General features: G+C 67.0%; 19 protein-coding genes. 5 read left to right on the forward strand and 14 right to left on the reverse strand.

Annotated elements, in window-relative coordinates; genetic code table 11:
- Nucleotides 1-133 precede the first annotated feature (133 nt).
- The 3 genes from JX25_RS11545 to JX25_RS11555 are packed head-to-tail and all read left to right on the forward strand — an operon-like array spanning nt 134 to nt 3423.
- Nucleotides 134-2584, forward strand: coding sequence for a heavy metal translocating P-type ATPase (locus JX25_RS11545; RefSeq protein ID WP_128255269.1), 2451 nt, complete (start codon nt 134-136; stop codon nt 2582-2584).
- Entirely contained in the window at nt 2581-2985 is a 405-nt protein-coding gene (gene cueR / locus JX25_RS11550; protein ID WP_128255270.1) for a Cu(I)-responsive transcriptional regulator, read from the forward strand. Before JX25_RS11545 ends, cueR begins: the two co-directional genes overlap by 4 nt.
- Nucleotides 2986-3018: 33 nt before the next feature.
- The gene (locus JX25_RS11555; RefSeq protein ID WP_128255271.1) at nt 3019-3423 is read left to right on the forward strand and encodes a DUF1810 domain-containing protein; all 405 of its coding nucleotides are present in this window, start codon (nt 3019-3021) and stop codon (nt 3421-3423) included.
- Here JX25_RS11555 and JX25_RS11560 read toward each other — a convergent pair.
- The 4 genes from JX25_RS11560 to JX25_RS11575 all read right to left on the reverse strand — a co-directional run bounded on the left by JX25_RS11560 (nt 3420) and on the right by JX25_RS11575 (nt 8820).
- A complete protein-coding gene (locus JX25_RS11560; RefSeq protein ID WP_128255272.1) occupies nt 3420-4859 on the reverse strand; it encodes a succinate-semialdehyde dehydrogenase in 1440 nt (479 codons plus the stop codon). The genes JX25_RS11555 and JX25_RS11560 overlap by 4 nt on opposite strands.
- Nucleotides 4856-5905: a tartrate dehydrogenase gene (locus JX25_RS11565; protein WP_479680586.1), complete on the reverse strand. Its 1050-nt coding sequence runs from the start codon at nt 5903-5905 to the stop codon at nt 4856-4858. The genes JX25_RS11560 and JX25_RS11565 overlap by 4 nt, the downstream gene beginning before the upstream one ends.
- A 5-nt stretch (nt 5906-5910) precedes the next feature.
- On the reverse strand, nt 5911-7374 hold the full coding sequence (locus tag JX25_RS11570) for an aldehyde dehydrogenase family protein (protein WP_128255274.1): 1464 nt from the start codon (nt 7372-7374) through the stop codon (nt 5911-5913).
- Between the two features lie 120 nt (nt 7375-7494).
- Nucleotides 7495-8820 (reverse strand): NAD(P)/FAD-dependent oxidoreductase, encoded by a 1326-nt coding sequence (locus tag JX25_RS11575; RefSeq protein WP_128255275.1) that lies wholly within the window; start codon nt 8818-8820, stop codon nt 7495-7497.
- Nucleotides 8821-8974: 154 nt separating this feature from the next.
- Here JX25_RS11575 and JX25_RS11580 point away from each other — a divergent pair, with 154 nt between their 5' ends.
- Nucleotides 8975-9469, forward strand: coding sequence for an Lrp/AsnC family transcriptional regulator (locus tag JX25_RS11580; RefSeq protein ID WP_128255276.1), 495 nt, complete (start codon nt 8975-8977; stop codon nt 9467-9469).
- Here the strand turns inward: JX25_RS11580 and JX25_RS11585 are convergent.
- From JX25_RS11585 to JX25_RS11630, 10 genes are all read right to left on the reverse strand, one after another.
- Nucleotides 9466-11121: an ABC transporter ATP-binding protein gene (locus tag JX25_RS11585; protein WP_128255277.1), complete on the reverse strand. Its 1656-nt coding sequence runs from the start codon at nt 11119-11121 to the stop codon at nt 9466-9468. The two genes, JX25_RS11580 and JX25_RS11585, sit on opposite strands and share 4 nt — an antisense overlap.
- Nucleotides 11121-11969 (reverse strand): ABC transporter permease, encoded by an 849-nt coding sequence (locus tag JX25_RS11590; RefSeq protein ID WP_128255278.1) that lies wholly within the window; start codon nt 11967-11969, stop codon nt 11121-11123. Before JX25_RS11590 ends, JX25_RS11585 begins: the two co-directional genes overlap by 1 nt.
- Complete coding sequence (locus JX25_RS11595; protein WP_128255279.1) at nt 11969-12928, reverse strand: ABC transporter permease; 960 nt, start codon at nt 12926-12928, stop codon at nt 11969-11971. Before JX25_RS11595 ends, JX25_RS11590 begins: the two co-directional genes overlap by 1 nt.
- 57 nt (nt 12929-12985) lie before the next feature.
- A complete protein-coding gene (locus tag JX25_RS11600) occupies nt 12986-14596 on the reverse strand; it encodes an ABC transporter substrate-binding protein (RefSeq protein WP_128255280.1) in 1611 nt (536 codons plus the stop codon).
- 58 nt (nt 14597-14654) lie between these two features.
- Nucleotides 14655-15347 carry an HAD-IA family hydrolase gene (locus JX25_RS11605; protein WP_128255281.1) on the reverse strand — a complete coding sequence of 231 codons (693 nt, stop codon included), beginning with the start codon at nt 15345-15347 and terminating at the stop codon, nt 14655-14657.
- Between the two features lie 149 nt (nt 15348-15496).
- Entirely contained in the window at nt 15497-16408 is a 912-nt protein-coding gene (locus tag JX25_RS11610; RefSeq protein WP_128255282.1) for a 2-hydroxyacid dehydrogenase, read from the reverse strand.
- A complete protein-coding gene (locus JX25_RS11615; protein ID WP_128255283.1) occupies nt 16408-17778 on the reverse strand; it encodes an aspartate aminotransferase family protein in 1371 nt (456 codons plus the stop codon). The genes JX25_RS11610 and JX25_RS11615 overlap by 1 nt, the downstream gene beginning before the upstream one ends.
- A 13-nt stretch (nt 17779-17791) precedes the next feature.
- The gene (locus JX25_RS11620) at nt 17792-18613 is read right to left on the reverse strand and encodes a GNAT family N-acetyltransferase (RefSeq protein ID WP_128255284.1); all 822 of its coding nucleotides are present in this window, start codon (nt 18611-18613) and stop codon (nt 17792-17794) included.
- A 107-nt stretch (nt 18614-18720) separates the two neighbouring features.
- Nucleotides 18721-19836, reverse strand: coding sequence for an acetylornithine deacetylase (gene argE, locus JX25_RS11625; protein WP_128255285.1), 1116 nt, complete (start codon nt 19834-19836; stop codon nt 18721-18723).
- Nucleotides 19820-20182 (reverse strand): cupin domain-containing protein, encoded by a 363-nt coding sequence (locus JX25_RS11630; protein ID WP_128255286.1) that lies wholly within the window; start codon nt 20180-20182, stop codon nt 19820-19822. Before JX25_RS11630 ends, argE begins: the two co-directional genes overlap by 17 nt.
- Nucleotides 20183-20390: 208 nt before the next feature.
- On the opposite strand from JX25_RS11630, the gene JX25_RS11635 reads away from it, so the two are divergent.
- Entirely contained in the window at nt 20391-21056 is a 666-nt protein-coding gene (locus JX25_RS11635) for a haloacid dehalogenase type II (protein WP_128255287.1), read from the forward strand.
- Nucleotide 21057: the final 1 nt, after the last annotated feature.

The following is a 21057-nucleotide window of genomic DNA, read 5'->3' on the forward strand; positions in this document are numbered from 1 at the left end:
CAGGATGGTCGTGCCATGCAATGTGGGGCTTCCCACCATGGGAAGGTCAAGCCTTGATTTTGCCGCTTGACCTTCCCACCATTGGAAGCCCCACTTGTGACGGGACTGCACCGAAATCCCGAAAGGCCACGGCATGTCCACCGCCAGCCCCACCGTCTTCAGCCTGCCCATCACCGGCCTCAGCTGCGCTTCTTGCGTGGGGCGGGCCGAAAGGGCGCTGGCCGCCGTTCCCGGCGTATCTGCCGCCAGCGTCAACCTTGCCACCGAACGGGCCGAGGTGCGGCTTGCCGCGCCCGTGCCCACCGCCACACTGGTCAGGGCCGTGACCGATGCCGGATACGGCGTGCCCACCACCACGACCGAACTGCTGGTGGAGGGGATGAGCTGCGCATCCTGCGTGGGCCGCGTGGAACGGGCGCTGGCAGATACCGCAGGCGTGACGGAAGTGGCCGTGAACCTTGCCACCGAACGCGCCACCGTCACGGGCGTTGCCCCTGCGGCGCAGCTTGTGCAGGCCATCGCCGCCGCAGGCTACCCTGCCCGCCCCGCCACGACCGAAGCCGGGGATGAAACCGCCGCCCGCCGCGATGCCGAACAATCGCACCTGAAGCGCGACCTGATCATGGCCGCCGCACTGGCCGTTCCGGTTTTCGTGCTGGAGATGGGATCGCACGTCATTCCCGGAATGCATGATCTGGTGATGGCCACACTGGGCGATGCAAGCTGGTATCTGCAATTCGTGCTGACAACGCTGGTGCTGGCGCTGCCGGGGCGGCGCTTTTACCGCAAGGGGATCCCGGCGCTGATGCGGCTGGCGCCCGACATGAACTCTCTTGTCGCGGTGGGCACGCTTGCTGCTTTCGCCTATTCGGTCATGGCCACCTTTGCGCCCGCGCTGCTGCCCGCCGGCACCGTTCACGTCTATTACGAGGCGGCGGCCGTCATCGTCGTGCTGGTCCTGCTTGGCCGCTGGCTGGAGGCGCGGGCAAAGGGCCGCACCTCGGACGCGATCCGCAGGCTGGTGGGCCTTCAGGCGAAAACCGCGCGGGTGCGCCGGGGCGGCACCCTGTCCGACCTTCCCATCAACGAGGTTGTGGAGGGCGACATCATCGACCTGCGCCCCGGAGAGCGGGTCCCCGTGGACGGGCTGGTGACGGCGGGCGAAAGCTATGTCGATGAATCCATGATCACGGGCGAACCCGTTCCCGTGGCGAAATCGGCCCGAAGCCCCGTCGTGGCCGGCACGGTGAACGGCAACGGCGCGCTGACCTTCCGCGCCACCGGCGTGGGCGAGGCGACGATGCTGGCCCAGATCATCCGCATGGTGCAGCAGGCGCAGGGGTCAAAGCTGCCGATGCAGGCACTGGTGGACCGGGTGACGATGTGGTTCGTGCCCGCCGTCATGGCGGCGGCGGCTGTCACCTTTCTTGTCTGGCTGGTTCTGGGTCCGCAGCCCGCACTTGGCCTTGCGCTGGTGAACGCGGTGGCGGTGCTGATCGTGGCCTGCCCCTGCGCGATGGGTCTTGCCACGCCCACCTCCATCATGGTCGGCACGGGGCGCGGGGCGGAACTGGGCATCCTGTTCCGCAAGGGCGAGGCATTGCAGCGCCTGCGCGATGCCCGTGTCGTGGCGCTGGACAAGACCGGCACGCTGACCGGAGGCCGCCCTGCCCTGACCGATCTGGAACCGGCACCGGGATTTGACCGCGTTCGCGTCCTGACCCTTGTTGCCGCGGCCGAGGCGGGGTCCGAGCATCCCGTCGCCCGCGCCGTCGTTCGCGCCGCCGAGGCCGAGGGCCGCCTCCTGCCGCAGGCGCATGGCATGCAAGCCGTCACCGGTTTCGGCATTCGCGCAACGGTGGATGGCCATGCCGTCGCCGTGGGGGCCGCGCGCTTCATGCGCGATCTGGGGCTGGACGTGTCGGCGCTTGATGACGCCGCCGCCCGCATGGGAACCGACGGCAAGACGCCTTTCTATGCCGCGATCGACGGGCGGCTTGCCGCCATCATGGCCGTGGCCGATCCCATCCGCGCCACCACCCCGCAGGTGATCGAAGCGCTGCACCGGCAGGGCCTGACCGTCGCGATGATCACCGGCGATGCCACCCGCACGGCCGAGGCCATCGCCCGCCGCCTTGGCATCGACACCGTCATGGCCGAGGTTCTGCCCGCCGGCAAGGCCGACGCCATCCGCCAGCTTCGCGCGCAGCACGGCCCCGTCGCCTTTGTGGGCGACGGCATCAACGACGCCCCTGCACTCGCCGAGGCGGATGTGGGCATCGCCGTCGGCAGTGGCACGGACGTGGCCATCGAATCCGCCGATGTGGTGCTGCTGTCGCGCGGGCTGGCCGCGCTTGGGTCTGCGATCGGGCTGTCGCGCGCCACCATCGGCAACATCCGCCAGAACCTGTTCTGGGCATTCATCTACAACGTCGCGCTGATCCCGGTGGCGGCGGGCCTGCTTTATCCGGCATGGGGCGTGCTGCTGTCGCCGGTCCTTGCGGCGGGGGCGATGGCGCTGTCCAGCGTGTTCGTGCTGGGCAATGCGCTGCGGTTGAAACGCTTTGGCGGGGGAATGGCATGAATATCGGGCAGGCGGCGAAAGCCTCGGGCGTTTCGGCCAAGATGATCCGCTATTACGAACAGATCGGGCTGATCCCGAAGGCCGATCGCACGCTGTCAGGCTATCGCGATTATGGCGAGGCCGAGGTGCATATGCTGCGCTTCATCCGGCGCGGTCGGGATCTGGGCTTTTCGGTGGCCGAGATTTCGGACCTTCTCAGCCTGTGGCGCGACGGGTCTCGCCAAAGCGGCGATGTGAAGCGCATCGCCCTTGGCCATATTGCCGGGCTGAACGAAAAGATCGCCCGCCTGCAACAGATGGCCGACACGCTGCAAACGCTGGTGTCGTGCTGTTCGGGCGATCACCGGCCCGATTGCCCGATCCTTGCCGATCTGGAAGGCAGCGCGGAACGCAAGGCCTAGGCATCCGCGTTGCCACGGAAACCGGAGATTGCCATGTCCCTTGACCGCTTCCGCACCGCCCAGGACCGCATCTGGCCCACCCCCCTGACCGAGCTTCGGGCAGGGCACAAGCAAAGCCACTGGATGTGGTTCGTGTTTCCCCAGCTTCGCGGCCTTGGCCGGTCCGAAACCGCCCGCTTTTACGGTATCGCAGGGCAGACCGAGGCCGCCGCCTATCTGGCCGATCCGCTTTTGTCGCAGCGCCTGACCGAGGCGGCCGAAGCGATGCTGGCCAATCGCGGCACCCCCGCCGCCCGTATTTTGGGCGAGGTGGACGCGATGAAGTTACGCTCCTCGGCCACGCTGTTCGCGCAGGCGGGGGGCGGCCCTGAATTCACCGCCCTTCTTGATGCCTTCTTCGACGGGCCGGATGACGCGACGCTGCGCCTTCTGGCCTAGAGCAGCCCGCCGAAGTGGAAGGCCTTGGTTTCAAGGTATTCCTCGATGCCCTCCTGGGCGCCCTCGCGGCCAAGACCCGAGGATTTGACCCCCCCGAAAGGTGCCTCGGCATGGCTGACGGCGCCGGTGTTCAGCCCGACGAGGCCAAATTCCAGCGCCTCGCCCACGCGGAAGGCGCGGGCCATGTCGCGCGTGAAGAAATAGGCCGCAAGGCCGAAGGGCGTTCCGTTGGCGATGGCCAGCGCCTCTTCCTCGGTTTCGAAGCGGAAGATGGGGGCGACGGGGCCGAACGTTTCCTCCGAGGCCAGCCGCATGTCTGTTCTTGCCCCAACCAGCACCACCGGATCGGCATAGGCATCGCCCAGATCGCGCGCGGCGGTGGCCCTTGTCGCGCCCTTTGCCAGCGCATCGGCCACATGGGCGTTGATCTTGTCGATGGCGGCGGAATTGATCATCGGGCCGATGGTTGTTCCCTCTTCGGTTCCGGGGCCGACCTTCAGCGCATCGACGCGCTTTGCCAGCGCCGCGACAAAGGCATCGTGGATGCCGGCCTGCACAAGAATGCGGTTGGCGCAAACGCAGGTCTGCCCGCCATTGCGGAACTTCGACACCATCGCCCCTTCAACCGCCGCGTCCAGATCGGCATCGTCGAACACGATGAAGGGGGCGTTGCCGCCCAGTTCCAGCGACATGCGCTTCAGCGTCGGGGCGCATTGCTGCGCCAGAAGCGCACCCACCCGCGTCGATCCGGTGAAGGACAGCTTGCGGATCACGGGGCTGGCGGTCAGCGTGGCGCCGATCACCTCGGGCCGGCCGGTCAGGATGTTCAGAACGCCCGCCGGAACGCCCGCCCGTTCGGCCAGAACCGCCATTGCCAGCGCGGAATAGGGCGTGAAGTCCGACGGCTTGACCACCATCGTGCAGCCCGCCGCCAGCCCCGGTGCCACCTTGCGCGTGATCATCGCGATGGGAAAGTTCCACGGGGTGATGATCGCGCAAACGCCCACCGGTTCCTTCATCGCGAAGATCTTCTTGCCCGCCACGGGGGACGGGATGATGGACCCGTTGATCCGCCGCGCCTCTTCGGCGAACCAGCGCAGGAACGACGCGCCATAGACCACCTCGCCCCGCGCCTCGGCCAGGGGCTTGCCCTGTTCGGCGGTCAGGATCTGCGCCAGATCGTCTGCGTGATCCAGCATCAGGTGGTACCAGCGCATCAGGATGTCGGCGCGGTCGGCATGGCTGCGTGCCTTCCAAACCGTCATCGCATGTTCGGCGGCGGTGATGGCTTGAGTGGTTTCATCCGCCGTGCAATCGGGCATGGTGCCGATCACTGCGCCGGTGGCGGGGTTTGTCACCTGCATGTCGGCGCGGGCAATCCACGTGCCATCGATCAGGGCTGCCTGCCGCAGCAGGTCGGGATCGGCAAGGTTCATGCCAGCTCCTCCATGATAGCTGCGGTGATGGCATCGGTGCCGTGCGATCCGGGGCGGATGCCGATGCCCCGCGCGGTCACGGCCTGCACCGCCGTCAGGATGGCCGAGGCGGCGACGCCCTCGCCCAGATGTTCCAGCATCATCGCGCCCGACCAGATCGCGGCGATGGGGTTCGCGATGTTGCGGCCCGCGATGTCGGGGGCCGATCCGTGAACAGGCTCGAACATCGAAGGAGCACTGCGGTCGGGGCAGATATTGGCCGATGCGGCAAAGCCGAGGCCACCCTGGATGGCCGCACCCAGATCGGTCAGGATATCGCCGAACAGGTTGGAGGCGACGACCACGTCCAGATCCTGCGGTGCCATCACCATCTTGGCCGCCATCGCGTCGATATGCATGTGGCTGACGGTCACGTCCGGATAGTCGGCGGCGAGTTCCGTCGTCACCTCGTCCCAGAAGACCATGGAATATTTCTGCGCATTCGATTTGGTGACCGAGGTCAGGTGCCCCCGCCGCGCGCGCGCCTGTTCGAACCCGAAGCGGAGGATGCGCTCCACCCCCTTGCGGGTGAAGATGGCGCTTTCCACCGCCACCTCGTTGTCGCGGCCCTGATGGACGCGCCCGCCCGCGCCGGAATATTCCCCTTCGGTGTTTTCGCGGATGCACAGGATGTCGAAACCGCTTGCCTTCAGCGGCCCTTCGACACCGGGCAGCAGGCGGTGCGGACGGATGTTCGCATATTGGTCGAACGCCTTGCGGATCGGCAGCAGCAGCCCGTGAAGCGAAACGCTGTCGGGCACGGTCGCGGGCCAGCCAACGGCGCCAAGGAAGATGGCGTCGAAGGCGCGCAACTGGTCGATCCCGTCTTCGGGCATCATGCGGCCGGTCGCCAGATATGTCTCGCACGACCAGTCAAAGCGCGTGGGGGCCAGCGCGAAACCGTGCTTGGCGGCGGCGGCCTGCAGCACCTGCATCGTCGCATCGGTCACATCCACGCCGATGCCGTCACCGGGAATAAGCGCGATCTTGTGGGCGGGCATCGTCATCTCCTTCAAAGGTCGATCAGGACGGATTTGGTGCGGCGGTTCGCGGCAAACGCCTCGCGCCCCAGATCCTTGCCAAGGCCAGAGGCCTTCCAGCCCCCCGTCGGCAGGATATGATCGCGCGAACGGCCATAGCGGTTGACCCAGACCGTCCCCGCCTCCAGCCGCCGCGTGCAGCGCAGGGCGCGCGACAGATCGCGCGTGAACAGGCCGGCACAAAGGCCATAGGTGGGATGGGCGGCAAGCTGCATCGCCTCGTCCTCGGTCTCGAAGGTCTGGAAGGTGGCGACGGGGCCGAAAATCTCTTCGGTCACGGCGGGGTTGGTGGCCGAAACGCCCGCAATCAGCGTGGGGCGATAAAAGCTGCCCACGCGATCGAACCGCCCGCCGCCGCAAAGGATCTCTCCCCCCTGCGCCCGCGCGGCCTGCACGATCCCGTCGATCCGCTGAAGCTGGGGCTCCGAGATGATGGGGGAAAAGCCTGCCTCCTCCTCCCACGTTGCGGCCGGGGCGGGGCGGGCGAAACGTTCGGCCAGCTTCGCCGCCAGCGCATCAGCGATGCCCCGCTGCACGAGGATGCGCGAGCCTGCCACGCAGAACTGCCCCGCATTGGGCAGGATGCCGCGTTCAAGACAGTCCGCCGCCAGGTCAGGATCGGCATCATCGAACACGACCATCGGGCTTTTTCCCCCAAGCTCCAGCGTCATGGGCTTGATGCCGGTGCGGGCGATGTTTTCCATGATGGCGGCACCGGCGCGGGTCGATCCGGTGAAGGAAACCTTGTCGATGCCGGGATGGGCCGTGATGGCCGTGCCCGTCACCGCCCCGTCGCCCAGCACCACGTTCACCAGCCCCGCCGGAATGCCCGCACGCACCGAAAGTTCGGCCATGTAAAGGGTGGAAAAGGGCGTCATCTCGGACGGCTTCAGAACCACCGCGTTGCCCGCCGCCAGCGCGGGCCCCAGCTTCCAGCCCGCCATGGAGATGGGGAAGTTCCACGGTGCGATCGCCCCCACCACGCCGTAAGGTTCGGCGGCGATGAAGCCGAAGCTGCCATCGCCCGTCGGGACCAGATCGCCGCCTTCCTTGTCGGCGAATTCGGCAAAGAAGCGGATCTGTTCGGCCGTGACCGCCACATCGCCCGTCAGCGCATGCGAAACGGGCCGGGATGAACAGACGGCCTCCAGCCGGGCAAGCGTCAGGGCTTCGGCCTCGATCAGGTCGGCCCAGCGGTGCAGCGCGGCCAGCCTTTCGCGCGGCCGCAGCCCGCTCCACCCCGAGACGGCCAGCGCCTGCCGCGCCGCCCCCACCGCACGATCCACCATCGCGGCATCGGCCACCGGCACCCGCGCAATCACCGCGCCGGTGGAGGGGGCGCGCACCTCCATCGCTGCCGTATCGCGCACATATTCGCCGCCGATGAAATGGGCGCAGGGCAGGGTCAGATCAGCGGGGGAAAAGGCAAGCGTCATGGTATCCTCGCGGAAGCGTCGCCATCAGGATGGCGCGGGGGGCAAAGCGGAAGCTGCCGAAACCGGCGGCTGCACGGCACGGCGCGCGGCAAGCCGTGGCCCGCGCCGAATATCCTGCCGTCAGAACTTCGCCACCTTACCCCATTGGCTGCTGCGGAACCGGTCCAGCCGGTATTGCGCGGTTGCGGTGATCGGCTTGCGCCCCAGAACCATGTCAGCCACCAGATGCCCCACCCCCGGCCCGATGCCGAAGCCGTGGCCCGAAAGGCCCGCCGCCAGAACCAGGCCCGGAATGCCGGTATCGGCATCGATCACCGGCACGCCATCGGGCGTGCTGTCGATGAAACCGGCCCAGCTTGCCTGCACCGGAACATCGCGCAGCGCCGGAAGCAGCCGCCGCGCGCGCGCCAGCGTTTCGGCCACAAGCCGGGCCGAGGGGGCGGGATCCAGCACGCGCATCCGTTCCATCGGCGTGGGGCGGTCCATCGCCCAGTGGCGGCGCGTCTCGAAGCCCGCGCGCCAGCCCTGCATCCCGCCGGGCGACAGCGCCCGCCAGCGCCGCGCGAACATCGGCAGGAATTGCCGTGCGTGGTGCAGCATTGCCGGCGTCGGGTCCACGTTCGCGCGTCCGGATATGGCCAGCGTATGCCCGCCATCCCCCCGCCGCGTGACGGAAACGGCGGCCGTGTGCAGGGCGGGCGGCACCCCTTCCGCCCCCGGCGCGATGGACAGGATCGAACTGCGGACCGAGGCTTGCGGGAAGGAAATGCCCATCCGGTGCATGAAGCTGCCCGCCCATGCCCCGCCCGCAACCACCACAACGGGGGTGCGGATCGTGCCGCGTTCGGTGATCACCCCGCATACGCGCCCGCCTGCAAGCTCCACCCCCCGCGCGGCGCAGGACTGGATGACGTGGCCGCCATGCCGGACGATCCCGCGCGCGATCACGGGCACGGCGCGGGCGGGATCGGCGGTGCCGTCGCTGGGCGACCACACGCCCCCCAGCCACGGCTTGCCGGTGGCCGCGCCCCGCTCTGCCGCCTCGGCCGCGGTCAGCATCCGCGTGTCGATCCCCTCGCCGCGGGCGAAGCGCCCCCATGTGGCCCAGCCCTCGATCTCGGCCTCGTTGTCGGAAAGATACAAAAGACCGCAGCGGCGAAAGCCCGTATCCTCGCCCAGATCGGCGGCGATGTTTTCCCAAAGGGCAAGGCTGCGGGTGGAAAGCGGCAGTTCGCGCGCGTCGCGGTTCTGCTGGCGGCACCAGCCCCAGTTGCGGCTGGACTGTTCGGCCCCCACGCGCCCTTTTTCCAGCAGCACCACCTTCTGCCCCGCCCGCGCCAGCCAGTAAGCCGCCGAAACGCCCGCGATGCCGCCGCCGATCACCACGCAATCGGCCTCGGGCGGCAGGGCATTATCGGTTTCGATCTGCAAAAGCGGGGCGGGCATGGCACTCTCCGGTCGTTGTTGGGGCCAGCATAGCGGGCATGGCGCAGCGGCATCTGCCGCATCTTCGCGCCAAAGCGGCATTTCCTTTCGAACGGCGTGGCTTGGCAAGCCCTTCGATCTGCCGCAGAAAAAGCAAAACAGGAAGGACACTGCCATGACGCCGCGCCTCAAACTCGACCGTATCGACGTCAAGATCCTGGCCGAGCTGCAGCGGAACGGGCGCATCACCAACGTGGAGCTTGCCGATCTGGTCGCGCTGTCGCCTTCGCCCTGCCTGATGCGGGTAAAGAAATTGCAGCAGGCGGGATATATCACCGGCTATTCCGCGCTGATCGACGTGGCAAAGCTGGGCGACACGCTGACCGTGTTCACCGAGTTCACGCTGAAGAACCACCGGCAGATCGACTTCGCCCGCTTCCAGGAGGCGCTGGAAAAGGTGGACAGTTGCATCGAATGCCACCTCGTTTCGGGGGGCTATGATTACCTGGCGAAGTTCGTCACCTCTGGCATCGTGGATTACCAGACCATCATCGAAGGGCTGATCGACCGCGAAGTGGGGATCGACAAGTATTTCAGCTTCGTCGTCATGAAGACGCCCTTCGTGAAAACCCAGATCCCCCTGACGCGCCTGTTCGCCGACCGCATCTAGCGGTTGGCGAACTGCGCCACCAGTTCGGGATCCTGTTCCAGCCCCTTCAGCCAGCCCGTATCCAGCTTCGGGATGGAGGAGATGAGAAGCCGCGAATAGGGATGCGTTGCATCGGCCGACATGCGGGCGGCGGGCAGCGCCTCCACCACGCGGCCCTTCAGCATGACCAGAACCTCGTCGCAGATCGCCTCCACGGTGGAAAGATCGTGGCTGATGAACATGTAGGACAGGCCAAGCTCTCGCTGCAGCTCCTTCAGCAGATCAAGGATTGCCGCCGCCACGACCGTATCCAGCGCCGAGGTGATCTCGTCGCAAAGGATCAGTTCGGGTTCGGCGGCAAGTGCGCGGGCAAGGTTCACCCGCTGCTTCTGGCCGCCCGAAAGCTCTGACGGAAGGCGGTGGCGCAGGGCGGTGGGCAGGTGCACCATTTCCAGCAGCTCGGCCACGCGTGCGTCGCGCGCGGCACCCTTCAATCCGTGATAGAAGGTCAGCGGGCGCCCAAGGATCGCCCCCACCGATTGCGCCGGGTTCAGCGCCGTGTCGGCAAGCTGGAACACGATCTGCACGCGGCGAAGCTGGTCCTTGCTGCGCTGGCGCAGGTCGGGATTCAACACCTCGCCGTCCAGCAGCATGTCGCCGCGATAACAGGGAAGAATGCCTGCGATGGCGCGTGCCAGCGTGGATTTGCCCGAACCCGATTCCCCGATCACGCCAAGATTGCGCCCCCGTTCCAGTTGCAGGCTGACATTCTGCAACACCTTCGCGGCGGGCTTTCCGTCCCGGATCACGCCATATCCGGCACAAAGATCGTCCACACGCAGGATGGGGCGCGCCCGCTCTGCCGGGGTGGCGGACACGTGCGGCACGGGTTCGAACGCATCCAGAAGCTGGCGGGTATAGGGATGTGCCGGCGCGTTCAGGATCTGCTCGGTCGTGCCTTCCTCCTGAACCTCGCCGCCGCGCAGAACAATGATGCGGTCGGCGATCTGCGCCACCACGGCCAGATCGTGGCTGACGTAAACCCCCGCCATTCCGCCCTTCGCCATGACGGAGCGGAAGGCGCGCAGCACCTCGATCTGGGTGGTCACGTCCAGCGCGGTTGTCGGTTCGTCAAAGATGACAAGCTGCGGATCGCCGATCAGCGCCATCGCCGCCGAAAGGCGCTGCAACTGGCCCCCCGAAACCTGGTGCGGATACCTGTTCCCGATCCGGTCGGGATCGGGCAGGGCCAAGGCGCGGAACAGCTCGCGCGCCTTCGCCTCGGCCTTGGCGCGGGGCATCAGGCGGTGGATGGCCGTCACCTCCACCACCTGGTCCATGATCCGCTGCGACGGGTTGAAGGCCGCCGCCGCCGATTGCGGAACATAGGACACCTCGGTCCCGCGCAGGGCGGCGCGCTGGCCTTCGGTCATTCCCGTCACGTCATGGCGGCCCACGCGGATGGTGCCGCCCTGGATGGCGCAGCCCGTGCGCGCATGCCCCATCAGCGACAGCGCGATGGTTGTCTTGCCCGAACCGGATTCCCCGATCAGGGCCACGATTTCACCCGGCGCGATATCGAAGCTGACGCCGCGGATGATCTCCACCTTCCGCTTGGCGTCGGTGACGGCGCCGATCCGCAGATCGCGCACACAAACCAGGGGTTCGCTCATCATTCGCTCCTGTCGCGTATACGGGTGGGAAGGTTGTCGATGAACATGTTGACCGAGATGGTCAGCGAGGCGATGGCCACCGAAGGGAAGATCACGGCGGGGGCGCCAAGGCTCAGCCCCTCGATATTCTCGCGCACAAGGCCACCCCAGTCGGCGTTGGGGGGCTGCACGCCAAGGCCAAGAAAGGACAGGCCCGACAGAACCAGAACGATGAACACGAACCGCAGGCCAAGATCGGCCAGAACGGGGCCAAGGATGTTGGGAAACACCTCGCGCAGGATGATGTGGCCGAAGCCTTCGCCCCGCGCACGGGCCACCGTCACGAAATCCATGGTGTTGACGTTCACCGCCAGCGCCCGCGCAAAGCGATAGGACCCGGGCAGGTAGATCACGGCCAGCGTCAGGATCAGCACGGGGATGGACGATCCGACCGCCGCCACCACGACCAGCCCGAACAGAAGCGAAGGGATGCCGTTGAACGCATCCAGCAGCCGCGACAGAAGCATGTCGAACCAGCCGCCCGTCACCCCCGCGATCATGCCAAGGATCACGCCGCCCGCGCAGGCCAGCACCACCGCCGCCGCGGCGATGCCGACGGTGTATCGCGCCCCCATGATCACGCGCGAAAGGATGTCGCGGCCAAGATAATCGGTGCCCATCCAGAACTGCCCGTTGACCGGCCCGAAATAGTTCCAGTCCACCATGTCGCCGGGGGCATAGGGCGTGATCCACGGCCCGATCAGCGCGATCACCACCCAGAACAGGATCACGGCAAGGCCGATGCGCCCCGCCCAGTTGAAGGAATATCCCAGCCGCGCCGGGGTCGGAATGCGAAGGGGCAAGGACATCAACGGCGCAACCTCGGGTTCGACAACATTGCAATGACATCGGCCAGCGTGATCAGCAGCAGATAGCTGATGCAGAAGATCATCGCGCAGCTTTGGATCAGGGGCAGATCGCGCGTGGCCACCGCATCCACCATCAGCTTGGCCACGCCGGGATAGTTGAACACCGTTTCCACGATGATCACCCCGCCCACCAGGTATGACAGCGACAGCGCGACAGCGTTCGCGATCGGGCCAAGCGCGTTCGGCAGCGCATGGCGCAGAACCATCCGCCTGCGCGATGCACCCTTCAGCAGCGCCATTTCAACGTAAGGGGTGTTGATCGTCTCGATCACGGCGGCGCGGGTCATGCGGATCATCTGGGCCGAAACGACGAATGTCAGCGTGATGACCGGCATGGCATAGGCGCGCAGCATTGCGCCAAGACTGTCCACGTTCACGCCGTAGCTCAGCGCCGGAAGCCAGTCCAGCCAGACCGCGAAGATCAGCACGGCAAGCGTTGCCACCATGAATTCCGGCACCGAGATGACGGAGATGGTCAGCATCGACACCGCCCGGTCCAGAAGCGATCCGCGCCACATCGCCGCTGCGATGCCCAGCGTCAGCGCAAGCGGCACGCAAACCAGCGTGACGATGCCGGCAAGGCGCAGCGTATTGGCCAGCCGGCCGGCCAGAAGATCGGCCACCGCCATGTTGTTGGCATAGGACATGCCAAGATCGCCCTGCGCCAGCCCTGCCAGCCATGACAGGAAGCGGGTGAAGGCAGGCTCGTCCAGGCCCATCGCGGTACGCAGGCCGGCCACCGCCTCGGGGGTGGCCGACTGGCCCAGAAGGATTTCAGCCACGTCGCCGGGCAGCAGTTCGGTCGCGAAAAACACGGCAAAAGACACGATCACCAGCGTGATGGCGGCGATGCCAAGACGCTGGCCGACCAGAAGCCATGTGGTTGCGGAGCGTAGCATGTCGCGCCTCCGTCGGAAGGGAAGTTGCCCCGCGCGGCACCCGCGCGGGGATCGGCATCAGGCTTCCAGCCAGACATTCTCGGCGAAGGCGTAACCCATCTGCCCGCCCAGCGGGTTCGGCCGCAACCCTTTCAGCTTGCTGGAAAGCCCGTCCACGTTGGACAGATAGGCCGGGATGACGGTGCCCGCCTCGTTCGCGACCATTTCCTGCATGTCCCAGTAGATGTCGCGCCGCAGGTTTTCATCCAGCGATCCGCGCGCCTCCGTCAGCATGGCGTCGAACTTTTCGGACTTGTACTGGCTTTCGTTCCAGGGCGCGTCCGATGCGTAAAGAAGCGAGAACAGGATGTCGGGCGTGGGGCGCGGGTTGATGTTGCCGAAATGGACCGGCGATTTCAGCCAGTAATTGGACCAGTACCCGTCCGAGGGCACGCGCTGCACATCAAAGCGCATGCCGATCTGCGCCCCTGCCTGCTGCACCACCATCGCGTAATCCACGCCCGATGTGGGGGCATCCGACGTGACGATGGGGATTGCCTGCCCCATCAGCCCGGCCTGTTTGAACAGGTCCGCCGCGCGTTCGGGATCGTATTCGCGGGCCGCAAGTTCGGTGTTGCGATACCGGTCGGCGGGGGAAACGGGCTGGTCGTTGCCCACCTCTGCCAGCCCGCGCAGGACCGAATTCACGATCGCCTCGCGGTTCATCAGGTATTTCATGCCTTCGACGAAATGCGCCTTGTCGCCCGGGGACATGTCCAGCCGGATGTTCAGGTTGGTATAGTTGCCCGAGGTGGTGACCGATGTCTGCACATGGTTCTGCCCTTCCAGCATCCGCATGGATCGCGGGTTGATGGAGGCCGCAAGATGGATGTCGCCCGAAAGCAGCGCGTTCACCCGCGCATTGTTGTCCGAAATGGCGAAGTATTCGAAGCTGTCGACATAAGGGCCGTTTGCCTTGAAATAGTTCGGGTTGCGCGTGCCGATGGACCGCACGCCCGGCTCGAACACCTCGCAGATGAAGGCGCCGGTGCCATTGGCCTTGGTAAAATCGGTGGTGCCATCCGCGATGATCATGAAATGGTGCAGCGCAAGGATCGTCGGCAGGTCGGCATTGGCGGCGGCCAGAACGATCTGCACGGTCCGGTCGTCCACCGCCGTCACCTCGGTGATCTGTTCGGCGATTGCGGCGGCCTTGGACCCGACGGCAGGATCGTGATGGCGCTTCAGCGAATAAACGACATCGGTGGCCGTCAGCGTCTTGCCGTCATGGAACGTCACGTCCGGCTTCAGCACCACCTGCCAGGTGCGGGCGTCATCGCTCGTCACCTCGTCGGCCAATTCCATCTGCACCTGCCCGTGTTCGTCAAGGAAGGTCAGGCGGTTATAAAAGGCGCAGCAGCGCACATAGTCGGTGGCATGCGAGGCCTTGGCCGGATCCAGCGTATCGGCGGTGGAGGCCGACCAGCTTGCCGCCTTCAGCGCCCCGCCCGTCACCGGCGTTTGCGCCGCCGCCTGCCCCGCGCGAAGCAGCAACGAGCCGCCCGCCGAAACGGCCACGCCCGAAGCCATCAGCATCTTCAGCAGGTCCCTGCGCGAGGCGCCGCGGCGGATCGCGGCCTCCACCATCGCATCGTCCCGCCCCGTCCAGTTCGTCGGCTTGTTTGTCATCTTTATTTCCCCTGTTGCTGGCCCGCCCGTTCTTCCGACGGCTCGGGCAAAGATCGTGTCAGGCGCGGTCCACCGCGTCGGCAAGTTCGGCAAGGCTGCGGAAGTGGTAATCGGGCCGCGTATGTTCGCGCGGCGCGATCGTGCCGCCATGGCCCGCATCATCCGCGCGCCGCTGGATCCACACGTTCGTCATCCCCAGTTCCCGAGAGATGCCGATGTCATGATACTGGCTTTGCGCGACATGCAGGATGCGCGCGGGATCGTCGCCTTCAGCCGCCACATGGTCGAACACCTGCCGGAAGAAGGCGGGATCGGGTTTTTCAGTCCCCGTTTCATCCGTCGTGAACGAGGCGTGGAAGGGATGTCCCAGCTTCGCCTCGTATTTCTCGAACGCCCAGCGGCGGGCATTGGTCATCGCGATCAGCCGGAAGCGCGTCTTCAGCCGTGCCAGCGCTTCCACGCTGTCGGCAAAGGGCTCGGCCTCGGCGGCGGCGTCGATCAGCGCGCGGCGGGCGGCGGGCGTGTCGGGCAGGCCCAGCCGGGCGGCGATATGGCCATAGCAGCGGCCCAGGTCATCGGGAAAGCGCTGCGCCTCGGGCTGGCGCCGTGCGTCGCGATAGGCGTCAAGCGCGGCTTCGCGGTCGACCCGCGCGATGGCTTCCAGCCCCGCCGTGATGGCGCTTTCGAAATCGATCAGCGTGCCCACCACGTCGAAGCTGGCATGGCTGAAGGCGGCAAGAGGTTTCGGCATCGAAGATCCTTCCGTTCCGCAGCGAAGGCCCATCAGGCCTCCACATCGCTGTTACATCCAGCTTTTCCTGTTCGGGCCCGCGCGGAACGCCGAAAGGTTGCGATCCGGCGGCAGATTATTCTGTATTCCAACCGCCGGCAGCATAACGTTCAATAACCCTTCGCGCGGTCCACAAGCCCCGGCACCGGCTGGCCGTTTCGGGTGGCACGGATCACGGCAAGGGCGTGGCGGGCCCCTTCCTCGGGATCGGTCTGCGAGGCGATGTGCGGCGTGACGATGATCCGCGGGTCGGACCATGCCCAGTGATCGGCGGGCAGGGGCTCGGGATCGGTCACGTCCAGCATGGCGGCCGCAAGCTGGCCGCCATCCAAGGCAGCCCGCAGCGCCGCCATGTCCAGATGTGCGCCGCGCCCCGCATGAACCAGCCGCGCACCCTGCGGCAGGCAGGCCAGAAGCCTTGCGTTCAGGATGCCGCGCGTTTCGTCCGTCAGCGGCAGAAGGCAGATCAGCAGGTCGGTGCGGGCAAGAAACCCGTCCAGCCCGGATGCGCCATGCACCTCTATTCCCGCAACGGGGGTGCCGGACCTGCTCCATCCCGCGACGGGGAAGCCCATGGCGCCAAGGGTTCCGGCCACCTCGCGGCCGATGCGGCCCATGCCCATGATGCCGATACGGCGATCGCGGGCAAGGCAGGTGGTGTGGGTGCGCCATTCCCCCCGCGCCGCCTGATCCAGATAGGCTGGCAGATCGCGGTGCAGCGCCAGCGCCGCCATCACCACCCAGTCGCGGACCATCCCTTCGATTCCCGGGGCCAGTGTGCGCGAAAGCGCGACCCCCTCGGGCAGCGGCGGCATATGATCCACCCCCGCCCCCACCCCGATCACGACCTGCAGCGAGGGATAGCGGGACAGGTCGCGCGGCGGCATCCAGCAGGCGATATGCGTGACAGCGGCGGGATCGTCCACCGCATCCTCACCCAGAAAGATGCGCTCCCCCTCCTGCTGGAAGACGCGCTGCCAGATCGCGCCCCGTTCGGGGGTGGACCGGAACAGCAGGGCCATCAGCGTACCATCCCGCGCAGTTCGGGATCTTCCAGCGTCAGGTCCAGAACCGCGCGGGTGCGGGCGACGATCTGGTCGATCTCCTCCTCGGTGCAGCACAGCGGCGGGGCATAGCCGAAGATCCCCTGCGGGAAGGATCGCACCACCAGCCCGTGTTCCCATGCCCGGTCGAACAGGCGGGTTGCGGGCTGAAGCGCGGCGGGAAGCGGCGTTTTCGCGGCCTTGTCGGTCACAAGCTCCACCGCGGCCAGCATGCCGCGCCCGCGCACATCGCCCACCAGCGGATGATCGCGCAGCGTTTCCAGACCTGCCTGAAGCCGCGCACCCGCACGGCGGCCGTTTTCCAGCAGCCCGCCTTCATAAAGCGCCAGCACCTCCAGCGCGACCGCGGCGGAAACGGGATGCGCGGAATAGGTGAAGCCATGCCCCACCGCCTTGGCCCCCGCACCATCCGCGATGGTCTGGTAAACGTGATCGCGCATCAGCACCGCCCCCATCGGCGCATAGCCCGAGGTGAGGCCCTTCGCCACCGTCATCAGGTCCGGCACGATGCCTTCGTCTTCGCAGGCGAAAAGCGGGCCGGTGCGGCCGAAACCGGTGATCACCTCGTCGGCAACGAACAGCACGCCGTATTCGGCGCAAAGGTCGCGCATCGCCTTCACCCAGCCCTTCGGCGGCACAAGCACCCCACCCGATCCCTGGATGGGTTCGACATAGAAGGCGGCCACGCGTTCGGGCCCCAGCCCTTCGATCTTGGCGCGCAATTCGGCCACCGAGGCGTCGATGATCGCCTGATCGCCCTGCACCGCGTTGCGATAGACATAGTGCGACGCGATCTTGTGCTGCCAGTCATAGGGCACGCCGAACCCGTCGTGAAAGCCCGGCAGCGCCGTCAGCCCCGCCCCCATGGTGGTGGAACCGTGATACCCGCTTGCGACCGAGATGAACTGGTCGCGCCCCGGCTGCCCCTTCGAATGCCAGTAATAGCGGATGAAGCGGATCGTGCTGTCCACCGCGTCGGACCCGCCAAGCGTGAAATAGACATGGTCCAGATCGCCGGGGCTGCGTTCGGCCAGCGCGGCGGCCAGCCGGATCGGCGCCTCGGCCCCCAGATCGAAATAGCCGGTGGCATAAGGCAGGCGGCGCATCTGGTCGGCGGCTGCCTGCACGATGCTTTCATGGCCGTAACCTGCGTTCACGCACCAAAGGCCCGCGAACCCGTCGATCAGGCTGCGCCCTTCGGCATCGGTGACGGTCGCGCCCTTTCCGCCCGTCAGCACGCGCACGCCGCGCGCTTCGTGCCCGCGGAAGGAGGATACGGGATGGATCAGGTGCCGCCGGTCAAGTTCGGCAAGGGAGTTGGTCAGCATGGAAGTCTCCGGTTCAGCCAAGGGCCTGCGAGATCAGGGCATAAGTCGTCGCCCCCTTCAATGGGGCGGCCTGCGGATCGCGCACCATCGCGGTGCCGCCTCCCGCCCGCGCAAGGCCAAGCGAGGCGGCAAGATCGGCCAGCCCCTCGTGCCGCAGGTCGGTCCGCAGGAAGGTGCCGGCGCAGCGGGTGGCAGCGTCCGACAGAAGGGAACGGGCGGCGGCGTCATCACGCGCCACGATGGGGCCAACCACGCGCCCGCGTCCGAAGGGGCGCAGCAGGGCAAACCCGCCATCCGTCAGCAGAACCTCCCCGCCCTCGGCGATGCGGCGCAGGATCTGCTCGCGCTTCAGCCCGCTTGCGGCGTGATCCAGCGCCGCCATGTCCGCCACATCGGCAGGGCCGCCGGTGCGGACGGCGCGTTCGGGGGCGCCGGCCAGCGCGATGCCCTGATGCTGCATGATCTGCCCCGTGGCCACGAATCCCAGCTTTTCATAAAGCGGCAGGCCATCGGTGGTGGCGACCAGGCGCATCTCGTGTCCTGCCGCGCGCTGCATCGCCGCATCCATCAGCATCCGGCCAAGGCCGCGCCCGCGCATCGCCTGATCCACGATGATCATCGACAGCGCCGCCGCCTGCCCCATCACCGCACACAGCGCCGTGCCCACCACGCGCCCTTCGTCCATCGCGACCACCCCGTCCGAGGCGAAAAGCGTCAGCGCCCAATCCTCGATCCGGTGGGGCCATCCCGTCTGCTGCGACAAGCGCAGCGCGTCGTCCAGATGCGCCGGTGTGAACGGAACAAGGCGCGGCTTGGCAAGGGTTTGCGTGGTCATGATCCTGTCCTCTTTGCCCCAGCCTAGCGTGCGGGCGGCGGCATGATAATCGCGTTCGGGGCCGCGGGCGGCAGTTTGCTGCGGGCGGTACGGGGGCCTGCCGCAGATTATGCCGCCCCCGTGCAAAGCGTCCGGCCAAGGGCGCGGATCATCCGGCCCGCGCCTTCCAGTTCGGTTCGCGTCAGGTATTCCTCGGGGCGGTGGGCGCGGGCGATATCCCCCGGCCCGCAGATCACGGAAGGGATGCCGGCGGCCTGGAACAGCCCCGCCTCGGTTCCGAAGCTGACGGCGCCAAGCGGCGCATGCCCCGAGATTTCCGCAGCCAGCGCCGCCAGCGGATGATCGGGCGGCAGGGCCAGCGCGGGATACGAGGACAGCCATTCGGCCCGCAACCCGCCCGCGGCGGCGATCACCGGCGCCAGAACCTCCTTCGGGTCCACGCCCGCGATGGCGCGGGCCTCGATCTCGGCCTCGGCATGGTCGGGGATGATGTTTATCGCCTGCCCGCCTTTCACCGTGCCGATCTGAAGGCTGGACCATGGCGGCGCAAAGCGCGCATCCTGCGGGCCCGATTGCAGGGCCGCCGCCTGATCCGCCGCCGCCGAAAGCGCGGGCAGAAGCGCATGGATCGCGTTCATCCCCAGATCGGGGCGCGAGCTGTGGCCCGCCCGTCCCTGCGCCACCAGCCGCAGCGCCGCCTTGCCCTTGTGGGCCAGCACGGGAACCAGGCCAGTCGGCTCCCCCACGATGCAGCCTGCGGGCGGCGCGCAAAGATCGGGAAGCGCGGCGATCAGGTGGGGCACGCCGCGGCAGCCCGCCTCCTCGTCATAGGACAGGGCGATATGGATCGGCGCGGCCAGCGGCATCGCGGCCAGATCCGGCACCGCCGCCAGAACGGCGGCAACAAAGCCCTTCATGTCGCAGGCCCCGCGCCCGATCAGACGGTCCCCTTCGGCCCGCAGGGTGAAGGGATCTGCGTGCCAGTCAGGCTCTGCCGCCGGAACAACATCGACATGCCCCGAAAGCACATAGCCCGCGCGGGACGGATCGCCGATCGTGGCGAACAGGTTCAGCCGGTCGCCCTCCGGCCCCTTCAGCAGGCGCGCGGCGATGCCGTGGCCGCGCAGGTAATCCTGCACGAACCCCATGATCGCCCCGTTCGGCGTGCCGACGACACTGGGAAACCCGACAAGCCGCGAAAGGATCTCAATCGGCGAAGACATAGATCTTCCGCACCGTTTCGATCGTTTTCCAGATGCCCCTGAAGCCGGGCTTCATCAGGAAGGTATCGCCCGCGGTGAAGCGGCGCGTTTCCCCGCCCTCTTCGGTCAGCTCCACGATGCCCGAAAGGATGTGGCAGATCTCCAGCGCCTCGCCCTTGACGGATCGGGTGGTGCCGGGGGTCGCTTCCCAGATGCCGGTGCGGATCTTCGACCAGTTGCCCAGCGGCACCTCGTCCAGCGCCCATGTCTTGAAGGCGGGCGCACCTTCGATCAGCCGGTCGGGCGCGGCGACATCCTCGCGCGGGGGGAAATCGGGGGCGGTGTCGATCGGCTTCAACAAGGTCATCGGCGTGTTCCGTTTTGTGAAATGCGTATGGCCTCAAGCATGGCGCGCACAGCACCCGCGCGGGCACCGTTCTGACGGGCATGGCGGCATCCCCTGCCGCCGGACATGCGCGATACGCAATTTCGTGCGCCAAAAGCCGCATCTGCGGCAATCCCTGTCGCGCCGCGCGGCGGATGCTGATGGGGCAAGGATACCTCCGGAGAACGCGATGACCTTCCGCCCCAAATTCATCACCTTCGACTGCCACGGCACGATGATCTTCTTCGACATGGCCGGCGCCGCGCGCGACCATTACGCGGCCCAGCTGCCCGGCGCGAAGATGGACGCCTTCATCGCCGACTTTTCCGCCTTCCGCCTGGACGAGGTTCTGGGCGCGTGGAAACCCTATGCCGAGGTGGTGCACAACGCGCTGGAACGCACCTGCAAGCGCAACGGCATCGCCTTCGATCCGGCCGTGGCGCAGGACATCTATGCTCGCGTGCCCACATGGGGGCCGCATCCGGACGTGCCGGAAGGGCTGGCAAAGGTGGCGGACAAGATCCCGCTGGTCGCGCTGACCAATTCCATGAACGCGCAGATCCCGCACAACATCGCCCGGCTGGGCGCGCCCATCGCCCATACCTTCACCGCCGAAAGCGCAGGGGCCTACAAGCCGCAGATGCGCCCGTTCGAATACATGTTCGACGAACTTGGCTGCGGGCCCGAGGATGTGCTGCACGTCTCCTCCTCGTTCCGGTACGACCTGATGACGGCGCATGATCTGGGCATCCGCAACAAGGTCTGGGTCAACCGGGGGCATGAACCGGCCAACCCCTATTACGGATACGTGGAGATTGCGGACATCTCGGGCCTTGCCGGCACCGTCGGGCTGTAGG

The organism is Falsirhodobacter deserti, assembly GCF_004015795.1.
Classification (GTDB): domain Bacteria; phylum Pseudomonadota; class Alphaproteobacteria; order Rhodobacterales; family Rhodobacteraceae; genus Falsirhodobacter; species Falsirhodobacter deserti.